We start from the raw sequence: 19,025 nt of genomic DNA, 5'->3' as shown, positions 1-19,025 counted from the left end.
CTGTCGGGATTTTTACGATGATGGATTGCATTTGTCCATAATGAATACTAAGGTCGCCTGATACTCGCATAGGAGCACCCCGGATGGAGTGGCGAGGAGGAGGAAGCATGAGCGTCAACGTTTCGATGGCGATGATCCCTGCTGCCGTAAGCGAATTCATGCGCGGCCCTCACAGGTTGCTGATCGACGGCAAGTGGGTTCCTGCCGCGTCGCACAGGACTTTTCCCACCCACAACCCCGCCGATGGTAGCCTGCTATCGGACATCGCCGCGGCTGAGGCAGTCGATGTCGATCTGGCTGTAACGGCGGCGCGCCGCGCCTTCGACGATGGCCCCTGGTCGCGGATGGCGCCAGCGGCGCGGGCGAAGCTCATCTGGAAGCTTGCGGACGCGCTGGAAGCACAGGCCGAGGAGTTCGCATTCATCGAGACGCTGGACAACGGCAAGCCGCTGAACGATGCGAAAGTGGTTGATCTGCCGCACTCGATCGAGGTCCTGCGTTATTTCGCGGGTTGGTGCACCAAGCTGAACGGTGAATCCATCTCGATTTCCAACCCCGGCACCTGGCATGCCTATACGACACGGGAGCCTGTCGGCGTCGTCGGATCGATCACACCCTGGAATGCGCCGTTGATGATGGCGGTGTCCAAGATTGCGCCTGCGCTTGCGGCTGGGTGCACCGTCGTCCTGAAGCCGGCCGAACAGACGCCCTTGACGGCCTTGAAGCTCGGCCAGTTAATCCTCGATGTCGGTTTTCCGGATGGCGTCGTCAATATCCTGACCGGCTTCGGCGAGACCGCAGGCGCGGCCATGACGGCGCATCCGGGTATTGACAAGGTGACGTTCACCGGTTCGACGGAGGTCGGGCGCCTCATCGTCAGGGCCGCCGCCGCCGACTTTAAGCGCGTTACGCTCGAACTTGGCGGCAAGACGCCTGTCATCGTTTTTCCGGACGCCGATATCGACCGGGCGATCGAGGGCGCAGCCCGATCGATCTTTTCCAACGCCGGCCAGATCTGCAATGCAGGCTCCAGGCTTTATGCACATCGGGACGTTTTCGAGAGATTGGTGGACGGCGTGTCGCGGCGGGCAAGCGAAATTCGTGTCGGCGCCGGTCTTGCGGCTTCGACGCAGATGGGCCCGGTCGTTTCGCAGGAGCAACTCGAGCGGATTTCCGGGTTTATCGCGTCAGGCCAGAACCAGGGCGCGGAAATCCGCGCCGGCGGCGGCCGGATCGGCAGCGAGGGCTATTTCATTCAGCCGACGGTTCTGACGGGAACGCGGCCGGACATGGATGTCGTGCAGCAGGAAATCTTCGGACCGGTACTCTGCGCCATGTCCTATGACGAAGCCGACCTCGACCGCATTGCGCGCGAGGCGAACGCGACGAATTACGGACTCGGTGCGGTCCTCTGGACCCAAAACCTTTCGACTGCACACAAAATGGCGAGGAAACTCAAGGCCGGCACGGTTCGCGTCAATGGCGGTGGGCTGGACCCGGCCTTGCCCTTCGGCGGCTTCAAGCAATCGGGCTGGGGTCGGGAACTTGGGCGCGAAGGCATCGAAGGCTATACGGAGTTGAAGTCGGTGGCCATGGCGCTCTGAGCGACGAGGCTTGGGCGCATGCGCGCGGGGGCATGAAGCCCCTCGGGATCGGTACGGCGGAGGAGGTCGTGCCGGTGAACTGCAATGAGACTGCAGTGACTGTGGCATGTCGGTCTTACGGCCGACAAAAGGGAGGAGAGGACGATGTTTCGCAGAACTTTCATGGCGCTGGCGTTCGCCGCGGCAATGCCGCTTGGAGCCCAGGCGCAGGACTATCCAAGCAAGGACATTCGCATCATCTGCACTTTTCCGGCGGGAAGCGGCGCGGATATTCTCGTCCGCTTCATGGCCGAAAAGATCAAGGCTCAGGCTCCAGGCACCACGATTATTGTGGAAAACAAACCGGGCGCCGCCGGCAGCATCGGCACCCAATTCGTGGCGCGCTCGGCGGCCGACGGCCATACAATCCTGATGGATGCGGGCACCACGATCGCCTCTATCATGTCGCGTTTCAAGCAGCCGCCGATCGACGTCGCCAAGGACCTGCAGATGGTCGCGACCATCAATCGCCAGGCATTCATGATCGTGGTCGATGCCAGGAGCGACATCAAGACGCTGGAGCAACTGACGGAGAAGCTGAAGGCCGAGGGCGCCAAGGCGTCCTATGCGGCGGCTGCCAATTCCGGCATGGTTCTCGGGGAACTCTACAAGCAGGCCGCAAAACTCGACACTGTTCAGGTGAAATACGAATCCGCTGCGGCGTCGCTGAACGATCTCCTGTCCGGCCGGCTGCTGTTCGGAGCGCTGGACCCGGTCTTCTCGCTGGCACAACAGCGCGAAGGTCGCCTGCGCGTGCTCGCCGTTGCCAGCGCCGAACGACTGGCATCCATTCCCGACATTCCGACGTTGAAGGAAAAAGGGCTGCCGATCGATGTGACCACCTGGTTCTCGGCAGCCGTTCCTTCTGGCACGCCGAAATCCGTCGTGGACAAGATCAACAGCTGGTTCAATAGCGCTTTGAAGCAGCCCGATACGATCAAGTTCCTCAACGGTTCCGGCGGCGATCCATGGGCGAACTCTCCCGAAACCACCCAGCAGATGCTGATCAAGGCGATCGACGAGTGGCGTGAATTCATCCGCATCGCCAATATTCCCCCGGCCGGCTGACCGGCCTTGCGCCTGGCTCCCGCCCTCGGCGCGGGAGCCGATTCCTCGAAGCGCCGGAACACAAGCATGACCGCCACCTATGATTATATCATTGTCGGCGCGGGCTCGGCAGGCTGCGTGCTTGCCAACCGGCTCACCGAAGACGGCACGACACGTGTTCTGCTGATCGAGGCGGGAAGGCGAGCTCGCCATCCCTGGCTTCAGATGCCGATCGCCTTTTACATGATGTCGTTCAACAAGCGATATACGTGGCAGTTCCAGACCGAGCCGGAGCCGGGCCTGAACGGTCGTCGTATCCTCCTGCGCCGCGGCCGTGCGCTGGGCGGGACCTCGATGATCAATGGGATGATCTTCGCCCGCGGCAATCCACGCGATTACGATATCTGGCGCCAGAGCGGCGCCGAGGGATGGAGCTATCGGGATGTGCTCCCCTATTTCAAGCGGCTCGAAAACAGTTGGCGCGGAGCAGGCGAATTCCACGGCGCTGAAGGCCCCGTCAAGGTCTGCCAGACCCGACACCCCCAGATGCTCTATGACGCCTTGCGCGACGCCGCGGTCACGCATGGTCTTCCCGAACGGGACGATTACAACGGCGCGGATACGGAAGGTATCAGCAAGATCGAGCTCGCGGTCGGCGACGGCGTACGCCAGAGCACCGCCAAGACCTATCTCCTGCCGGCCCTTTCCCGTGCCAACCTGACGGTCGAGACCGCGGCCGCCTTGCGCCGGGTCCTGATCGAAAATGGCCGCGCGATCGGTATCGAATACAAGCGGGACGGCGTGCTTCGGAAAGCCTGGGCGGACCGCGAAGTGATACTGTCTGCGGGACCCTACAAGTCGCCACAAATGCTGATGCTGTCGGGCATAGGGCCGGCAGACCATCTGCGGGAGTTCGGCATAGACGCCATCCACGATCTGCCGGGCGTTGGACAGAATCTTTCCGAGCATCCAAACATGCTGGCGATCTTCAAGGCAAAGAGTCGGGGCACGTTCCTTGAGCAGCTCCGGCTCGACCGTGCGGTCGTCTCAGGCGCGCGCTGGCATCTCTTTCGCAACGGCCCATTTACCAACAACGGGGCTGCCGCGGTAATCTTCGCCAGGACCGAGCCGCATATCGACCGTCCGGATGTGCAGCTGGTCTGCTCTTCGGTAGCCAATGACGCAAAACTCTGGTTCCCGGGTCTCACCCCGCCTGCCATCCATTCTTTCACGGCGCGTGTCGGAATCCTCTATCCACGTTCGCGAGGCTGGGTAAAGCTCGGATCCGCAGACCCTGAGGCCTCCCCTCGCATTCAGTTCAATCTCCTTACCGATCGTATCGACATGGACAATATGATCAAGGCTATGCGGCTGACGCGCGAGATCTATAATTCTGGTCAACAAAAGAATCTGATCGAAGACGAGATGTTTCCAGGCAGGGATGTGAAGACGGACGGCGACCTCGAAGCTGTTATCCGCAGGACGGCACTGGTACGCCAGCACGCGTTGGGAACCTGCGCCATGGGCGTCATGCCGGAGAGCGTGGTCGACTCCGAACTCAAGGTTCACGGCGTTGAAGGGCTGCGCGTCGTCGATGCCTCGGTTATGCCGGAAGAGCCAGGCGGAAACACCAACATCCCGACGATCATGATCGCCGAAAAAGCCTCTGATATGATCCGCAGTCCTTGAGCCAGCGGTGCGCAAAACTCCAGCTACCAGTGGCGCGTCTTGTCGCGGCTCGGGGTCGGGAAGACACCCGCCAGCGGATACCCGACGGCAGAGAAATAGTCTCAGCACTGATGTGGCAGGAACCTCTTCATAGAACCTACCTGCGGGGGGCGAAACGACCTACTGACGGTTAGGAATGGTTCAAGGCGAGCATGCTTCAGAATGCCCGACCCGGAGACATAGGTAACAGCTTGTCCCTAACACATGGGTAACAACCTCGTGCCGAACGGGTTGTCGATGGTTTGCAAGGTCCTCTGCTCCAGGTCGATATATCCCAGATCATAATGCATGAAGCTGACGAGCCAAATGCCGTCGTCGACTTCCTTGATTCCGAGCTTCTGTCCGGCCAGCACGGTCGAGATGTTGATCTTCTTGCGATAGATGCAGATGCGGCCGCAATTGGTCACCAGCGCATCTCGATCATGGAAGGGGTAGTCGATCTCCGGCAGGCCCTGACAGCGGCGTGACGAAGCGACGTAGAGATCTGCCGGCACCTTCATGTTGAGCGCCTCGTGCGGCCGCTCCTGATTGAATTCACTGACGAAAGCGTCGAAGCGGGCCTGCTGCTGGAGAATGTTTCTGCCAGGTGGTTTGGTCGCCTCCTTCTTCAGCGTCAGGTGCATGCGCTCATGCCGGCCGTTCTGTTGGGGACGGCCCGGCCTGATGCGCTCCAGCGTGATCCCGAGCCTCAGCCACCACACCGATAGCTTCGACAGATTGTAGAGCCCGTTTGGGCTGGCGAACGGCAAGCCGTTGTCGCTGCGGATCGCCGTCGGCAGACCACATTCGGCAAACAGCCGCCGGAATGCATCGAAGACAGTCCGCTCTCGCGTCGATTCGAAGGCTTCGCAGCAAAGAAGATAACGTGACGCCTGGTCGGTGACCGTCAGCGGGTAACAGTATCGGCCATTGCCGAGCTTGAATTCGCCCTTGAAGTCGGCACACCACAGATCGTTCGGCAGCAATGCCTGTGACAGGGTTGTCCCCTCGGCCCGAAAGCGTTGGCGTTTACGCGCATGGGCGACCAGGCCGTGCCGATCGAGAACGGCATGCACCGTGCTCTTCGACGGCACGCGCACGTCGCCGGCCAGGCGCTTCACCAGCAGTTCTCGGATCTTCCTGGCACCCCAGTGCGGCTTGTTCTTCTTGCGCGAGACGATCATCGCCTCGACCGGCTCAGGCAACTGGTTGGCATAGCGCACCGGCCGCCGCGATCGGTCGGTCAGCGCCTCCAGGCCGTCATCCTTGTAGCGGTTGAAGATCTTGTAGCCGGTCTTGCGCGAGATGCCGAATGCACGGCACACATCGCTCATGAGATCGGCGCCCTCCCTGGTGTAGCGCTCGGCCTGGCGGTTCAATGGTTGATGTTGGCCGAACTTCTCGAACAAGATCGTCGCCAGCCGGTTCGGTCCCGCCCATCCGCGTGGTGTCGCATGGAAGAGAGCCGGTGGCTGGCTGATCTTCTCGCAATCCCGGCAGGTGAACTTCTCTCGCACCCGTCTGGATCACCTTCCACTGGCGCGGATCGCCTCCAATGTCTCGGTGATGTCTTCGCCCATCTTCACGATCCGGGCCGAGCCGCAGCAAGTGCAGGTCGAAGGGGCCTCGATGACCAGGCGCTCACGTGGCAAGTGCTCGGGAAACGGCTTGCGGCCCGGCCGGCGGCGCTCGAAGGCAGAGACTTGCGCAATCTTTGCTGCCATGCGTTCCGCCGCGATCTCGTCCTCGGTGACGTCGGCCTCGAATTCTTCGAGCTGCAATTCCAACTGGTCGATCAGCCGGGCACGCCGTTCCGAACTCCGGCCGTACTGCTCGCGGCGCATTTTGGCGATCTCGAGCTTGAGGTGCCGGATCATCGCCTCGGAGGTCGTCACGACGGCGCGCACCTGCGCAAGGTCGGCCTCGGCAGACGCGGCACGCTCCTCAGATGCCGCAAGCGCGGCGCGCAGTCTGGCTATCTCCGAAGCAGCATCGTCCACGGCCGAAAGCTACCATGCAGCATGTCGAAAGCCCAACAAAAACAGAGCAATGTAGGCGATCAGCCTGCTTTCGACGGTCGCTGCGTCCAACGAGGATTGCGCCAGTCAATCCCTTCCAGAAGGTAGCCGAGCTGCGCCGACGATACAGGCACAGCGGAACCATTCTGGCTGACCGGCCAGATGAACTTTCCAGCTTCCAGCCGCTTCAGGTAAAGCGACATGCCGACGCCGTCATGCCAGAGCATCTTGATAAGATCACCCTTGCGCCCCCGGAAGCAGAAGACTTCGCCACCATGAGGATCGCGGCCAAGACCTTGCTGCACGTTCAGCGCCAGGCTGTTCATGCCGCAACGCATGTCTGTCACCCCACCCGCAATCCACACCTTAACCCCGGCTGGAAAGGCGATCATGGCGCATCCAAAACCGGCAGCAAACGGGCAAGGATGGTCGGATCAAGCGAAGCCGGGATCATCAGGCGTCGGCCGTTCGGCAGGCCGATCTCGATCGTCTTGTCGTCTTCAGGCCGGGGCGGTGCAGTCGTCATGTCGCCAAGATGCCGCCGCCGCCGACGAGATCAAAAGCGGCACGAAGCCCGTTGTCGCGGAAATGCGCAGAAGGCCACTGCGGTACTCCCCACGCCAACGGGTCAACAATGACCGCGACAGTCCCATATCGCCGCGCCGTCGCAGAACCCTGACGAAAACCCTGCAGGCTCTCCTCGACGATCCGGATCTTCTCCTCGTCCGACCAATCCCGCCGGCGACCAAGATCATCGGCGGACAAAACTTCGATGGGGGAAATGATTGTAGTGCATGACATAAGCCATGGACTTAAAGCCAATCAGCCAATCAGGGCAGGCGGCCTTCGGCGGAAGGATACAGCCTTCGGGCAAGCTACCACAGGTAGAAAGACTGAAATTTGGCTGGAGTGTAAATGATGGAAATTAATTCGGGCATGCCCTACCCTAAGGTCTCATCAACTCAATCCTCCCGCAGCCGACAGGTTGGGTCGCCAGAAGAAGCGGCCAATCGCATTCCCCGTTACTCCCCGGAAGAAATGCAATCTCTTTCCGAGCGATTGATGAAAGGAACGCCAGTAGAGGATGTAATCATTCTCGATAAAAGCCAATATACGTTCCGCGACGCAACGCCGGAGGAAATGGCGGCTTTCACTGCTGGCCAGGCAGCCTATGCAAAATCAAAGGCGGATCAAGCGGCATGGGAAAAGGAGATCTCCAACATCGAAAGCAACGAGGTCTATTTCAGCAATGTCGCGGTTATGAATCTCGATGCAGCACGTAACGAGGCGAATGTCGTTAAAATCTTCATGGAAAACGGTATGTTGGACGGTCGCCATGTGAACGCGTTTAACGGCGATCAGAAGGCGTCGTCTCCGCAGGAATATTTGTCCTGGATCTATCAGCGGATTGAAGCCCTGGAGGCGCAGACGCCAAAAGCAGAATGACGCGTTTGGGACTGTCATGGTTTGCACTCGCATTGACGCGGTGAAACAGTGCCGACCGTCGAGCTCTATTGGGGCGCTCATCGTGCCGGCCATTCGGTGTCGTTCTTTGCTTTATCTTGCGGAGGCTGAGCTTCCCGTCGATCGGCATGGCCTTCAGGGTGGTGTTGAAGCCGTGGCCGTCATCATGCGACCAGGCGGCGCCGATCTTGGTCCAGAAGGCGTTGTCAAGGCCAAGGTTTCCTCCTTGGACAGTCGCCGCTGCGGCCACATTTCAATCACTGTTGTCAGACCCTCGGCAGTTGCCCTGCCAAAATGAGCGCGGCGAGATTTTAGTTAGAAATCAATGCGTGGTCCGCTAAACCATGCGTCGACAGTTCGAATTGGTTCAAGAGCAGAGATGCGACTTCAAATAGGCACCCGCAATTATTTGTGGCGCATGAGGTTGGTCTTCATCGTTGTCAGCAGACCGGTGATCTTGTCCTGCAGCTCGGGCGTGGCCATGATCGTCGGATAAGATATCGCGACCCCGATGACTTCGCCCGTGCCGGGATCGCGAAAGGCGACGCCTTCCGATGAAACGCCGTCGTATGAATCATTGGTGGAATGCGAGCGCCCGGTCTCGTGGATGATGCGGATGCGTTCCAGCAGCTCCCCATGGTTCTGTGGTGCGCGCGGCGTCACGAAGGGCAGTTGATCCGGAACGCGCAGCTTCCACTCTTCCTCGTCCAGCAGCGAGAGCATGGCACGGCCGTTGGAAGTGGCATGCGGCCATGCGCGGTATCCTGGCGTCGAGGTGATCGCCAGCGGGCTCGAACCGCGCACCATGCGCAGCACGACGAGCTGCGGCCCGTCGAAGACGGTGACATAGGCGGTGTGCCCGCCAACCGAGCATACCTCCTCCAGTTCGGTATTCACCAGATCCAGAAAGTTATGATTCGAACGGCAGATCTGGCCGAGCTCGAAAAGCCGGATGCCGGGCGTGTAGAGCCGCGTTACCGCGTCGAAATCGAGGACACCGCTTTCGCGCAAAGTCTTCATCACGCGGGACGCGTTGGATTTCGGACAGCCGGTCCGGCGTGCCACTTCCGCTTGTGACAGCGAAGGCTCGGAAAGCGAGAAGCAACCGAGAATGGCGATGGCGTCTTCGAGAGAGCTCATATTTCGTCCTAAGGGCGCAAATCGGAGCTTAATATTCCCATTATTGGAACTCATTGTCAAATATGAAACTAGTACTGGACTCCCGGGAAAATGCCGCCTACTAATATGTCAAAACAATTCATGCTTAAAAAAGCGGCGGAACAGGCAGGCATCAGATTAATCCCCTTTGGCGAGGGGCGTGTTTACCCATTCCCGCGCTGGGCGTTCAGAACCCGAGATGAACCTTACGCGCCATCGACGTGATGGCATCGACCGGGCCGTGGCATGCCGTCGGCCATCGTTATGGGGAATATGCGAATGCAAGAGACTTCCAGGAATTTCCGCGCCGGCGTCGATATCGGTGGCACCTTCACCGACTTCATCCTGTTCGACGAAAAGGCATCCTCCATCCGTCTACACAAGTGCCTGACGACGCCGAAAGATCCGTCGCAGGGCGCGCTCGGCGGCCTGGCGGAACTGGTCGCTGCAGCGGAAATCTCGGTTGCCGACCTTGCGGAAATCGTCCACGGCACGACGCTCGTCACCAATGCGGTCATCGAACGCAAGGGCGCGCCGGTCGGCCTGATCACGACAGAAGGTTTTCGCGATGTTCTCGAAATCGGCACCGAGCAGCGCTACGACATCTACGACCTGTTCCTGACTTTTCCGGACCCGCTGGTCAGCCGCTCGCGCCGCATCGAGATTTCGGAACGCATCGGCGCCGATGGCGGCGTGATCAAGCCGCTTGATGAGGTCTCCGTCCTGCGCGCCGTCAAGAAGCTGGTCGCCGAACGCGTCGAGGCGATCGCTGTGTGCCTGATGCATTCCTACCGCAATCCTGCCCACGAACAGCGGGTGCGCGAAATCATCAAGCAGCATTACCCCGACATTTCGGTCTCGATCTCTTCGGAAGTCGTCGCGGAAATCTCCGAATATCCCCGCTTCGTCACCACCTGCGCCAATGCCTATGTGCAGCCGCTGATGGATCGCTACCTGCGCCGTTTCGAGCAGGAACTTGCAGCCCGCGGCTTCACCGGCGCCTTTCGTTTGATGCATTCGGCCGGTGGTCTCGTCTCGGTCGACGAGGCACGCGAATTCCCGATCCGCCTGCTCGAATCCGGCCCGGCCGGTGGTGCGCTCGCCACCGCATGGTTCGGCAAGGCAGCTGGGCAGGAAAACGTCATCGCCTTCGACATGGGCGGCACGACGGCGAAGGCCTGCATGATCGAAAACGGCATGGCGCATATCGCCTCCTATATGGAAGCCGGCCGGGTGCGACGCTTCAAGAACGGTTCCGGCCTGCCGGTCAAGGCGCCGGTCGTCGACATGATCGAAATCGGTGCCGGCGGCGGCTCGATCGCTGCGATCGACGAAGTCGGCCTGCTGCAGGTCGGTCCGCATTCGGCGGGCGCTTCTCCGGGACCTGCCTGCTACGGCGCCGGCGGTACCAAGCCGACGGTGACGGATGCGAGCGTCGCACTCGGTTACTATGACCCCGCCTTCTTCCTTGGCGGACGCATGACGCTCGACCTGGACGCTGCCGAAAAGGCGCTGAAGACGATCGCCGAGCCGCTCGACATCTCGACCGTCGAAGCTGCCTGGGGCGTTCATCAGGTGGTCGGGGAAAACATGGCGAGTGCCACCCGCATCCATCTGGTCGAAAAGGGCAAGGATCCGCGCGGTTATTCGATGATCGGTTTCGGTGGCGCCGGCCCGGCCTTTGCCGCCCGCGTTGCCCGCATTCTCGGCGTCACGGAAGTCATCATCCCGCAGGCGAGCGGCGCGGCCTCCGCTTTCGGCTTCCTCACGGCACCGCTCTCGTTCGATCTTGTCCGCTCGCGACCGATGGCGCTTTCTGCCGATCTCGACACCGCGGCTCTAAATTCCGCCTTCGGCGAACTGGCGGAAGAAGGCAAGGCTAAGCTTCTCGCTGCCGGCGCCAAGGCCGAAGACGTCGTCTTCGAACGCACCGCCGACATGCGATTGGTTGGCCAGCTGCACGAAATCAACGTGCCGATCCCGGCCGGCGAGTTGGACGGGAATGCCTATTCGACCATCCGTAGATCCTTCGAGCAAGTCTATGCGGCTCGCTACACCCGCGTCCCGACGGAAGCCGAGCTGGAGATCCTCTCGTTCCGCCTGCGCGCCAGCGGTGCGACACCACAGCTTTCCATAAAGCAGGCTGATATTGCTGCATCCGGCGACACCGCGCTCAAGGGAAGCCGCAAATGCTACTTTGGCGAAGGGTTCGTTGATGCCGGCATCTACGATCGCTACAAACTGACGTCAGGCATGACTGTCCAGGGTCCGGCGGTCATCGAAGAGCGTGAATCCACCACGATCGTGCCACCCGGTGACATACTCACGGTCGATAGTGCCGGCAACCTTCGTATCAAGATCGCCACAGTCGGCAAGGGCATCGAGCTTGTCACGCCGCAGATGAGCAAGGCGGAGGCGATCGAAAAGATCGAATCCGATCCGATCGCGCTCGAGATTATGTGGAGCCGCCTTGTTACCGTGGCGGAAGAAATGTGGCACACGGTCTGCCGCACGGCCTACTCCCTGATCATCTCGGAATCCCAGGATTTCGGCTGCTCGATCCTTGATGCCTCCGGCGAAACGCTGGCGCATTCGGCCCGCGTCATGCCGGTCTTCAACCTGACCCTGCCGATGGTCGTCAAGGCCGCACTCGAGCGTTATCCGATCGATACGCTCGAACCAGGTGACGTGCTGGTTTGCAACGACCCGTGGCTTTGCGCCGGTCACCTGTTCGACATCGCCGTGATGACCCCTGTCTTCAAGGACGGCAAGGCCGTCGCTGTCATGGGCACGGTCGGCCATGTCGGCGATATCGGCGGCACCCGCAACGGTATGAAGGCGACGGAAGTCTACGAGGAAGGCCTGCAGATCCCCCCGATGAAGCTGATCAAGGCGGGTGTCGAGAACGAAGACCTCTTCCGCCTGATGGCGGAGAATATCCGCGACTCCCATCAGGTGCTTGGCGACGTCCGCTCGCTGGTCGCCGCCAATGACACCGGCGCCCGCCGCATGGTGGCGTTCATGGACGAATACGGCCTGTCCGATCTCAAGGCGCTCGCCGAGGTCGTGCAGTCCCGCTCCGAAAAGGCGATGCGAGACGCGATCCGCACCATCCCAAACGGCGTCCACACCTCGACCATCTCCTACAACCCGCTCGGCACGCATATGACCGTGCCGGTCAAGGTGACGATCAAGGACGACGAGATCGAACTGGATTTCGAAGGCGCTCCGCCCGAAGTGCCGCTCGGCGGCATCAACTGCACGCTGAGCTACACGACCGCGCATTCGACCTATCCACTGAAGTGCATGTTGACACCTGCGGTGCGCGGCAATGCCGGCTGCTACCGTCCGCTGACGGTCAAGGCGCCGAAGGGCTCGGTGATGAACTGCAACAAGCCCGCCCCGGTTAGCCTGCGCACCCGCACCGGCTGGTACACCTCGCCGAACATCTTCCGGGCGCTGTCGAAGGCGGCCCCCGAAAAGGTCATCGCCCATACCGGTCTGCCGAGCCTCTTGACCGTCTACGGCAAGACCACGGACGGCAAGATCTTCTACGACCATCTGCTTTCCGGCGGCGGGCAGGGCGGCAGCTCGGCCAAGGACGGCAAGTCGTCCGTTCTGTGGCCGACGTCTGCGGCAACGTCCTCGATCGAGATGCTGGAGAGCCGCTCGCCAGTCGTGGTCCTCGAAAAGGGCTTCGTGCGGGATTCCGGCGGCGTCGGCGAGTTCCGCGGCGGCCTTGGCGCCCGTATCCGGCTCGCCAAGCGTTATGACGACGGCACCTCTGTCACCGTGTTCGTCTCGCCGGAAGGTGTCAACGCACCGATCACTGGCCTGTTCGGTGGTCAGAACGGCCTGCTCTCACACGGCTATGTCCGTGATGAGGAAGGCAATGTGTTGGAAGACGTCGGCACCGGCGGCCTCTTCGTCGTCGATCGTACCGATCGCGTGGTCGAACTGCAGCTCGGCGGCGGCGCAGGCTTTGGCGATCCGGCCAACCGCTCGGTCGAGCTGATCGAGGACGACGTCCGGGAAGACTATATCAGCGCCGAAACGGCCGAGAGCACTTACGGCCTCAGCGAGCGCAAAAAGGAATTGGCGGCATCCGCACGCCTTTCGCCGGCAGCGAGCCGGTAATACTGGCTCACTTTCAGTCGACACGAGCGACGCAGATATAAAAGGGGAATGGACATGCTCACCTTGAATAAACGCCAATTTCTGATCGGTGCTGCGGGGATGACCGCTGCTGCGACACTGCCGCGCCTTGCCAATTCGGCCGGCAAGAACATCATGGTCCTGGCCAGCACGGTCGATATCCCGAATTTCGACCCGCATGTGGCAACCGGCTATGCGCCGCAATGGCTGTTCCGCAATACCTACGACCCTCTCGTGCGCGTCGTCGCCAATCCGCCTGTTCCGGCGCCGGGCCTCGCCAAGAGCTGGAAGCAGTCGGAAGACGGCCTGACCTACACGTTCGAAATCGACAGCAATGCCAAGTTTCATGACGGCACGCCGGTCACCGCGAATGACGTCGAATATTCCTTCGCCCGCCTGCTGCGCCTCGCCAAGGGTCCGGCCTGGATGGTCTCGGGCATTCTCGACCAGAACAGCGTCAAGGCGACCAGTGAGATGACGGTGACGATGACGCTGAAGAAGCCGTTCGCGCCGCTTCTCTCCGTCCTGCCGTGGATGTTCATCGTCAATTCCAAGGTCGTCGAAGCCAACAAGGGCACCGATGACGGCCAGGCCTATCTGCTTGCCAACATGGCCGGTTCCGGCGCTTTCAAGATGGGCCGCGTCAAGCGGGGTGATCTCTACGAACTGATCCGCGTTGACAACGACTGGCACAAGGGCGGCAATCTCAACGGCGCGATCTGGAAGATCGTCCGCGAGGCCTCGACCGCCCGCCTGATGCTCCAGCGGGGTGAGGTGCATTTCGCACTTGATATGTTCGCGGAAGACATGGACGCCATCAAGGACATGGCCAAGGTCGTGCGCATCATGGAGCCCGACTACCGCACCTTCACCATCAAGATGAACACGGCCAAGGGGCCGCTTGCGGACAAGAACCTCCGCAAGGCGGTGTCCTATGCGTTCAACTATAAGGGCATGCTGGATGCGGCCGGCCCGGCGCAGCTGATGAAGAGCCCGCTGCCGGTCGGCATCTTCGGTTTCGACCCGGACCAGAAGGGCTATGACCAGGATATCGCTAAGGCGAAGGAATATCTCGCCAAGTCCAACTATAAGGACGGCGGCATCACGCTGTCCATCCACCATGCAGCCGGCTACGAGAACCAGCGCCGCTGGTGCCTGATCATGCTGGAATCGCTGAAGGCGCTCAACATCAACCTCGACATCCGCGCCATGACCTGGCCGGACACGGTTGCCATGGCCCGTTCGCCGGAAACCATGGTCGATTTCTACTCGATCTTCCAGTCGCCGAATTATGCCGATCCGGACAATACCGCGTTTGCCGCCTATCATTCATCGCGCAATGGCCAGTGGCAGAACCCGGTCTACAAGAACCCCGCGGTCGACAAGCTGATCGAAGACGCCCGTGCCGAAGTGGACAAGACGAAGCGCGCCGAACTCTATAAGAAGTTCCAGGCCGTGATCGTCGAGGATGCGCCTGACATCATCGGCATTCTTGAACTTCGCAAGTTTGCAATGCGCGACAACGTGAAGGACTATGTCTTCAGCCCGGTGGCCGCCAATACGATGGAAATCTGGCCGCTGTCGATCGCCTGACCCCTTGCCGCCGGCGGGTTTCCGATACGGATGCCCGCCGCTCCGGAGTTTGCGAATGCTGCTTTATATTCTGCGCAGGCTCGTCCTGCTCGTGCCGATCCTGCTCGGCCTGACCCTGTTGCTTTTCATCGTGGCGCGTATCCTGCCCGGGGATCCGGTCGGCCTTGCCGCCGGCCCGAATGCGACACCGGAACTGATCGCGCAGATGAAGCGGGAATTCGGTCTGGATCAGCCTTTGCCGCTGCAATACTGGAACTACTTGACCGGTCTGGTCTCCGGCGACTGGGGCATGTCGGTCTTCACCCGGCGCCCGGTCTTTGCGGATATCCTGGAATACCTGCCGGCGACGATCGAGCTTGTCTTCGCATCGCTCTTCATTGCGGTCGTTGTCGGCATTCCGCTCGGGCTGCTGACCGCCGTCTACAAGAACGGACCACTCGACTACGCGACCCGCACGGTGGCTCTCGGCGGCATCGCCATGCCGCGCTTCTTCCTCGGCCTTCTCTTGCAGATGGCATTTGCCGCCTGGCTGGACATTCTGCCGCTATCAGGCCGCTATCCGCTGATCGAAAGCCCGCCCGACCATGTTACCGGCCTTTATACGATCGACGCGCTGATCGCCGGTGATTGGTCTGCCTTCCAGATCGCGCTGTCGCATCTGGCGCTGCCGGCGATCGCCATGGCGCTTTCCCCGCTCGCGACCATCATGCGGATGATGCGCTCCTCGACCATCGAGGTGTTGCAGCAGGATTATGTCATGACCGAGCGGGCGCTTGGTCTCTCCAACCGGCTGATCCTCTTCAAATACGTCCTCAAGAACGCCATGACCTCGACACTGACAGTGATCGGTCTCTACGTCTCCTGGCTGCTTGGCGGCACGGTGCTGGTCGAGACCGTCTTCGACTGGCCGGGCCTTGGGCTTTATGCCACGCAGGCGATCCTCACCCAGGATTTCATGCCGGTAATCGGCGTGACGCTTGTCATCGCCATTATCTATCTCGTCGCCATGCTTGTCGTCGACCTCCTTTACGGCGTCTTCAACCCGAAGGTACGCTACGCATGACCATGACGCCCATCGCTATTCCCAAGCGCACCCAGTCTGCACGGCTCGAAAACTGGAGCCGCGCTTTCTATCGCTTCCGGCAGAGCTGGCTTTCGATCATCGGACTTGCGATCGTCGTCCTGCTGGTGGTCATCGCCGTCTTCGCGCCCTGGATCGTGCCGTATCCGGAACATGTTGTTGGCGGCACCAATACCGGGGCAAGGTTCCAGCCACCCTCGGCAAACGCGTGGTTCGGTACCAATGCGCTGGGACAGGATATGTTCTCGCTCGTGGTGGTCGGCTCGCAGGTCTCGCTATTTTCCGGCCTTGCTGTGGTCTTCATCGCCATCGTCGTCGGCACGGCCGTCGGCGCCATTGCAGGTTACTTTGGCGGATGGGTGGATGAGGTCCTGATGCGCATCACCGACCTGCTGCTCACCATTCCAAGCCTCATCCTTGCCATGGCGGTGGCGGCGGCACTGGGAACCGGTGTCTGGAACATGATCATCGCCATTTCGATCACCTGGTGGCCGGCTTATGCCCGCCTCGTGCGTGGGGAGGTGATCGTCAAGAAGGAAGAGCAGTTCGTAATCGCAGCCCACGCGCTCGGCGCCAACTGGCTGCGCATCCTCGGCAAGCACATCCTGCCGAACATCGTCTCGCCGATCGTCATCAAGGCCTCGCTCGACATGGGCTTTGCGATCCTGACCGTCGCCTCGCTCGGCTTCGTCGGCATCGGCGTCAAGCCGCCGACGCCTGAATGGGGCACGCTGCTGTCCGGCGCGCGCAGCTATATGCCGGATTATTGGTGGACGGCGGTCGCGCCGGGTATCGCTATTTTCCTCGCGGTCCTTGCCTTCAATCTTCTCGGCGACGGATTGCGTGACGTGCTCGACCCGAAGGCGCGGCGTTGAGGGGAGGGATAAGATGACACTTCTCGACATCAAGAACCTCAATCTCGCAATGCGGAGCTACGAGGGCGAGACGCAGATCCTGCATGGTATCGACCTGAAGATCGAGCGCGGCGAGATCTGGGGCATGGTCGGCGAGACCGGCAGCGGCAAATCACTGACCGGCCTCTCGGTTTCGCGGCTGATCGCGTCGCCACCCGGGCGTTATCTCGCGGGCTCGATCGAGTTCCAGGGCCGGGATGTGTTGAAGGCGACCGACAAGGAGATGCGGATGCTGCGCGGCCGGCATATCGGCATGATCTTCCAGGATCCGACAACCAACCTCAATCCGGCCTTCCGGATCGGCACCCAGCTCGTCGACGTGGCGCTCCACGCCGGCCATGCGGACCCTTCGGTTCTGGGGCTCGTGGCCGGTGCCTCCCGTGGCGACTTCAAGAAAGCGGCCAAGCGCGTCGCCATCGACATGCTCGACAACGTCGGCATTGCGAAGGCGGCGGAGCGCATCGACGACTACCCGCACCAGTTTTCCGGCGGCATGCGGCAGCGCGTGCTGATTGCCATGGCGATGATCGGCAAGCCAGACCTCCTGATCGCCGACGAACCGACGACGGCGCTCGACGTCTCGGTGCAGGCCCAGATCCTGCGGCTGATCCACGATCTCGTCGCCGAGCGCAATATCGGCGTGCTGCTGATCACCCACAATCTCGGTATCGTCGCACAGATCTGCAGCCATGTGGCAGTCATGTATCGTGGTCGTATCCTCGAAGCCGGCAAGGTGGACGACGTGCTGAAACGGCCGGGCCACAGCTATACCCAGGCGCTCCTGAACTCCGTGCCGACTGCGCATACCAAGCGCGGCGAACTTATGGGGCTGAGCGGCGCGATGCCGGAGACATCTGCATGAGCCTCGACATCCAGAACGTCAGCAAGATCTTTCCCGGCCCGCGCAAGGGTTTCGTTGGTCGTGGCGAAGGTTTTACCGCGCTCGACGATGTCAGCCTGTCGATCAAGAAGGGCGCGAGCTTCGGGCTCGTCGGCGAATCCGGTTCGGGCAAAACGACGCTGACCCGCTGCATCCTGCGGCTCGAAAGCCTCTCGGCCGGCAATATCCTGTTCGATGGCTCAGACATCCACAAGCTGACGCCGGTTCGGATGCGCCGATTGCGTTCGCGGCTGCAGATCGTTTTCCAGGATCCTTACGCGTCGCTCGATCCGCGCATGACGGTCCATGACATCGTCGCTGAGCCGCTGGTGATCCATGGCGATGTCGTGAACATGACGGCGAGCCGGCGCACCGAGCGGGTGATGGAACTCCTGCTGCAGGTCGGCCTGCGTTCCGAGCATCTGTTCCGCTATCCGCACGAGTTCTCAGGCGGACAGCGGCAACGCATCGGCATTGCGCGGGCGCTGGCGGTCAAGCCGGAATTCCTGATCCTCGACGAGCCGACCTCGGCCTTGGACGTTTCGGTCCAAGCGGATGTGCTGAACCTTCTGCACCGGCTGCAGGTCGAGCTCGGCCTCACCTACTTTTTCATCAGCCACGATCTCGGCGTCATCCGCTATATCTGCGACGATGTCGCGGTGATCTATCGCGGCAAACTGGTCGAGCAGGGGCCCGTCGCTGCGATCTTCGACAACCCACAAAGCGATTATACGCGGATGCTTCTGGACGCGATGCCGGATCCGGATCCGGGCCGTTCGCCCTTCCGCAAGATCGCTGCTGTCTGATCGGCGGCGGCTTCGCATGAATTTTTGAGCAAATGTCGTTACCGTGATCACGAAGCTCTTGGAGGCAGAAGCGGAGATGGAGAGCCAGCCGTTATGCTTGCCATCACGGATTCTGGTCGCTGACTCCATCCGGGGACAACCTTCAGCTTGAGCGGACCGATGTTCCCGATACTGTCCGGGCCTGCCGTCGAACAGCGACGGCAACGCTGAAGCAATGGCTGGACGGACTGTATGCGCTCATTCACGAGGGGCGGCGAGAACTTGTCTGGCGGTGCCAGCGGCTGGGCCACGCCGCTTTTGCAATGTTCATCGCCCATCCCTTAAGCCAACCATTTTTGCACGCGCGTCCTATCGTGTGGGCAGCCTCGTAGAGCAGCTTTCGCGTCATGGCATTCTCGCGGCGAAAGATATGGTCATTCGCGGGCGATCAGCGACTAAGCCAAACAGCACGAAACGACGCTCAGATCAGCGAAGCACAGTTTCGGAATGAAGCTGCCGGAAAGCGAGGACCGGCGGCGCTGCAGCGGTTCATCAATTAGTTGAATGAAATCAGTAAGGC

14 protein-coding genes and 1 pseudogene are annotated in these 19,025 nt (G+C 61.0%); 10 read left to right on the top strand and 5 right to left on the bottom strand.

The genetic code is table 11. The features are described from left to right. Nucleotides 1–107 precede the first annotated feature (107 nt). From C5J22_RS02270 to C5J22_RS02260, 3 genes are all read left to right on the top strand, one after another. The gene (locus tag C5J22_RS02270; RefSeq protein ID WP_105436968.1) at nt 108–1,604 is read left to right on the top strand and encodes an aldehyde dehydrogenase family protein; all 1,497 of its coding nucleotides are present in this window, start codon (nt 108–110) and stop codon (nt 1,602–1,604) included. A 144-nt stretch (nt 1,605–1,748) separates the two neighbouring features. After that, entirely contained in the window at nt 1,749–2,711 is a 963-nt protein-coding gene (locus tag C5J22_RS02265) for a tripartite tricarboxylate transporter substrate binding protein (protein ID WP_105436967.1), read from the top strand. Between the two features lie 66 nt (nt 2,712–2,777). Further along, nucleotides 2,778–4,379, top strand: coding sequence for a GMC family oxidoreductase (locus C5J22_RS02260; protein ID WP_105436966.1), 1,602 nt, complete (start codon nt 2,778–2,780; stop codon nt 4,377–4,379). Nucleotides 4,380–4,615: 236 nt separating this feature from the next. Here C5J22_RS02260 and C5J22_RS02255 read toward each other — a convergent pair whose 3' ends face one another. The 4 genes and pseudogenes from C5J22_RS02255 to C5J22_RS31545 form a co-directional block, all read right to left on the bottom strand. Next, entirely contained in the window at nt 4,616–5,731 is a 1,116-nt protein-coding gene (locus C5J22_RS02255; RefSeq protein ID WP_105437187.1) for an integrase core domain-containing protein, read from the bottom strand. After that, nucleotides 5,732–6,397: pseudogene (locus C5J22_RS02250) on the bottom strand (IS66 family transposase zinc-finger binding domain-containing protein); the annotation flags it as partial. 59 nt (nt 6,398–6,456) lie between these two features. Continuing rightward, entirely contained in the window at nt 6,457–6,807 is a 351-nt protein-coding gene (gene tnpB / locus C5J22_RS02245; RefSeq protein ID WP_105436965.1) for an IS66 family insertion sequence element accessory protein TnpB, read from the bottom strand. Beyond that, entirely contained in the window at nt 6,804–6,941 is a 138-nt protein-coding gene (locus C5J22_RS31545; RefSeq protein ID WP_245440267.1) for a hypothetical protein, read from the bottom strand. Before C5J22_RS31545 ends, tnpB begins: the two co-directional genes overlap by 4 nt. 389 nt (nt 6,942–7,330) lie before the next feature. Between C5J22_RS31545 and C5J22_RS30965 the strand changes: the two genes are divergently transcribed. After that, nucleotides 7,331–7,861: a hypothetical protein gene (locus C5J22_RS30965; protein ID WP_172746481.1), complete on the top strand. Its 531-nt coding sequence runs from the start codon at nt 7,331–7,333 to the stop codon at nt 7,859–7,861. A gap of 423 nt (nt 7,862–8,284) precedes the next feature. On the opposite strand, the gene C5J22_RS02225 is transcribed toward C5J22_RS30965, so the two are convergent. After that, nucleotides 8,285–9,019 (bottom strand): IclR family transcriptional regulator, encoded by a 735-nt coding sequence (locus tag C5J22_RS02225; RefSeq protein WP_105436963.1) that lies wholly within the window; start codon nt 9,017–9,019, stop codon nt 8,285–8,287. 297 nt (nt 9,020–9,316) lie between these two features. Here C5J22_RS02225 and C5J22_RS02220 point away from each other — a divergent pair, with 297 nt between their 5' ends. From C5J22_RS02220 to C5J22_RS02195, 6 genes are read left to right on the top strand one after another with little or no spacing between them, the layout of a single operon-like run. Next, complete coding sequence (locus C5J22_RS02220) at nt 9,317–13,174, top strand: hydantoinase B/oxoprolinase family protein (protein ID WP_105436962.1); 3,858 nt, start codon at nt 9,317–9,319, stop codon at nt 13,172–13,174. Between the two features lie 54 nt (nt 13,175–13,228). Next, entirely contained in the window at nt 13,229–14,785 is a 1,557-nt protein-coding gene (locus C5J22_RS02215) for an ABC transporter substrate-binding protein (protein WP_105437186.1), read from the top strand. Nucleotides 14,786–14,840: 55 nt separating this feature from the next. Further along, a complete protein-coding gene (locus C5J22_RS02210; protein ID WP_007762107.1) occupies nt 14,841–15,848 on the top strand; it encodes an ABC transporter permease in 1,008 nt (335 codons plus the stop codon). Beyond that, the gene (locus C5J22_RS02205; RefSeq protein ID WP_172746480.1) at nt 15,845–16,741 is read left to right on the top strand and encodes an ABC transporter permease; all 897 of its coding nucleotides are present in this window, start codon (nt 15,845–15,847) and stop codon (nt 16,739–16,741) included. The genes C5J22_RS02210 and C5J22_RS02205 overlap by 4 nt, the downstream gene beginning before the upstream one ends. A 13-nt stretch (nt 16,742–16,754) precedes the next feature. Further along, a complete protein-coding gene (locus C5J22_RS02200) occupies nt 16,755–17,642 on the top strand; it encodes an ABC transporter ATP-binding protein (RefSeq protein ID WP_105436961.1) in 888 nt (295 codons plus the stop codon). Beyond that, on the top strand, nt 17,639–18,466 hold the full coding sequence (locus C5J22_RS02195) for an ATP-binding cassette domain-containing protein (protein WP_105436960.1): 828 nt from the start codon (nt 17,639–17,641) through the stop codon (nt 18,464–18,466). The genes C5J22_RS02200 and C5J22_RS02195 overlap by 4 nt, the downstream gene beginning before the upstream one ends. Nucleotides 18,467–19,025 lie beyond the last annotated feature (559 nt).

Origin of the sequence: Neorhizobium sp. T25_13 (genome assembly GCF_002968675.1) — a bacterium.
GTDB lineage: Bacteria > Pseudomonadota > Alphaproteobacteria > Rhizobiales > Rhizobiaceae > Neorhizobium > Neorhizobium tomejilense.
The sequence above is the reverse complement of the archived record's forward strand: the minus strand, read 5'-3'. Positions and strand labels throughout refer to the sequence as shown.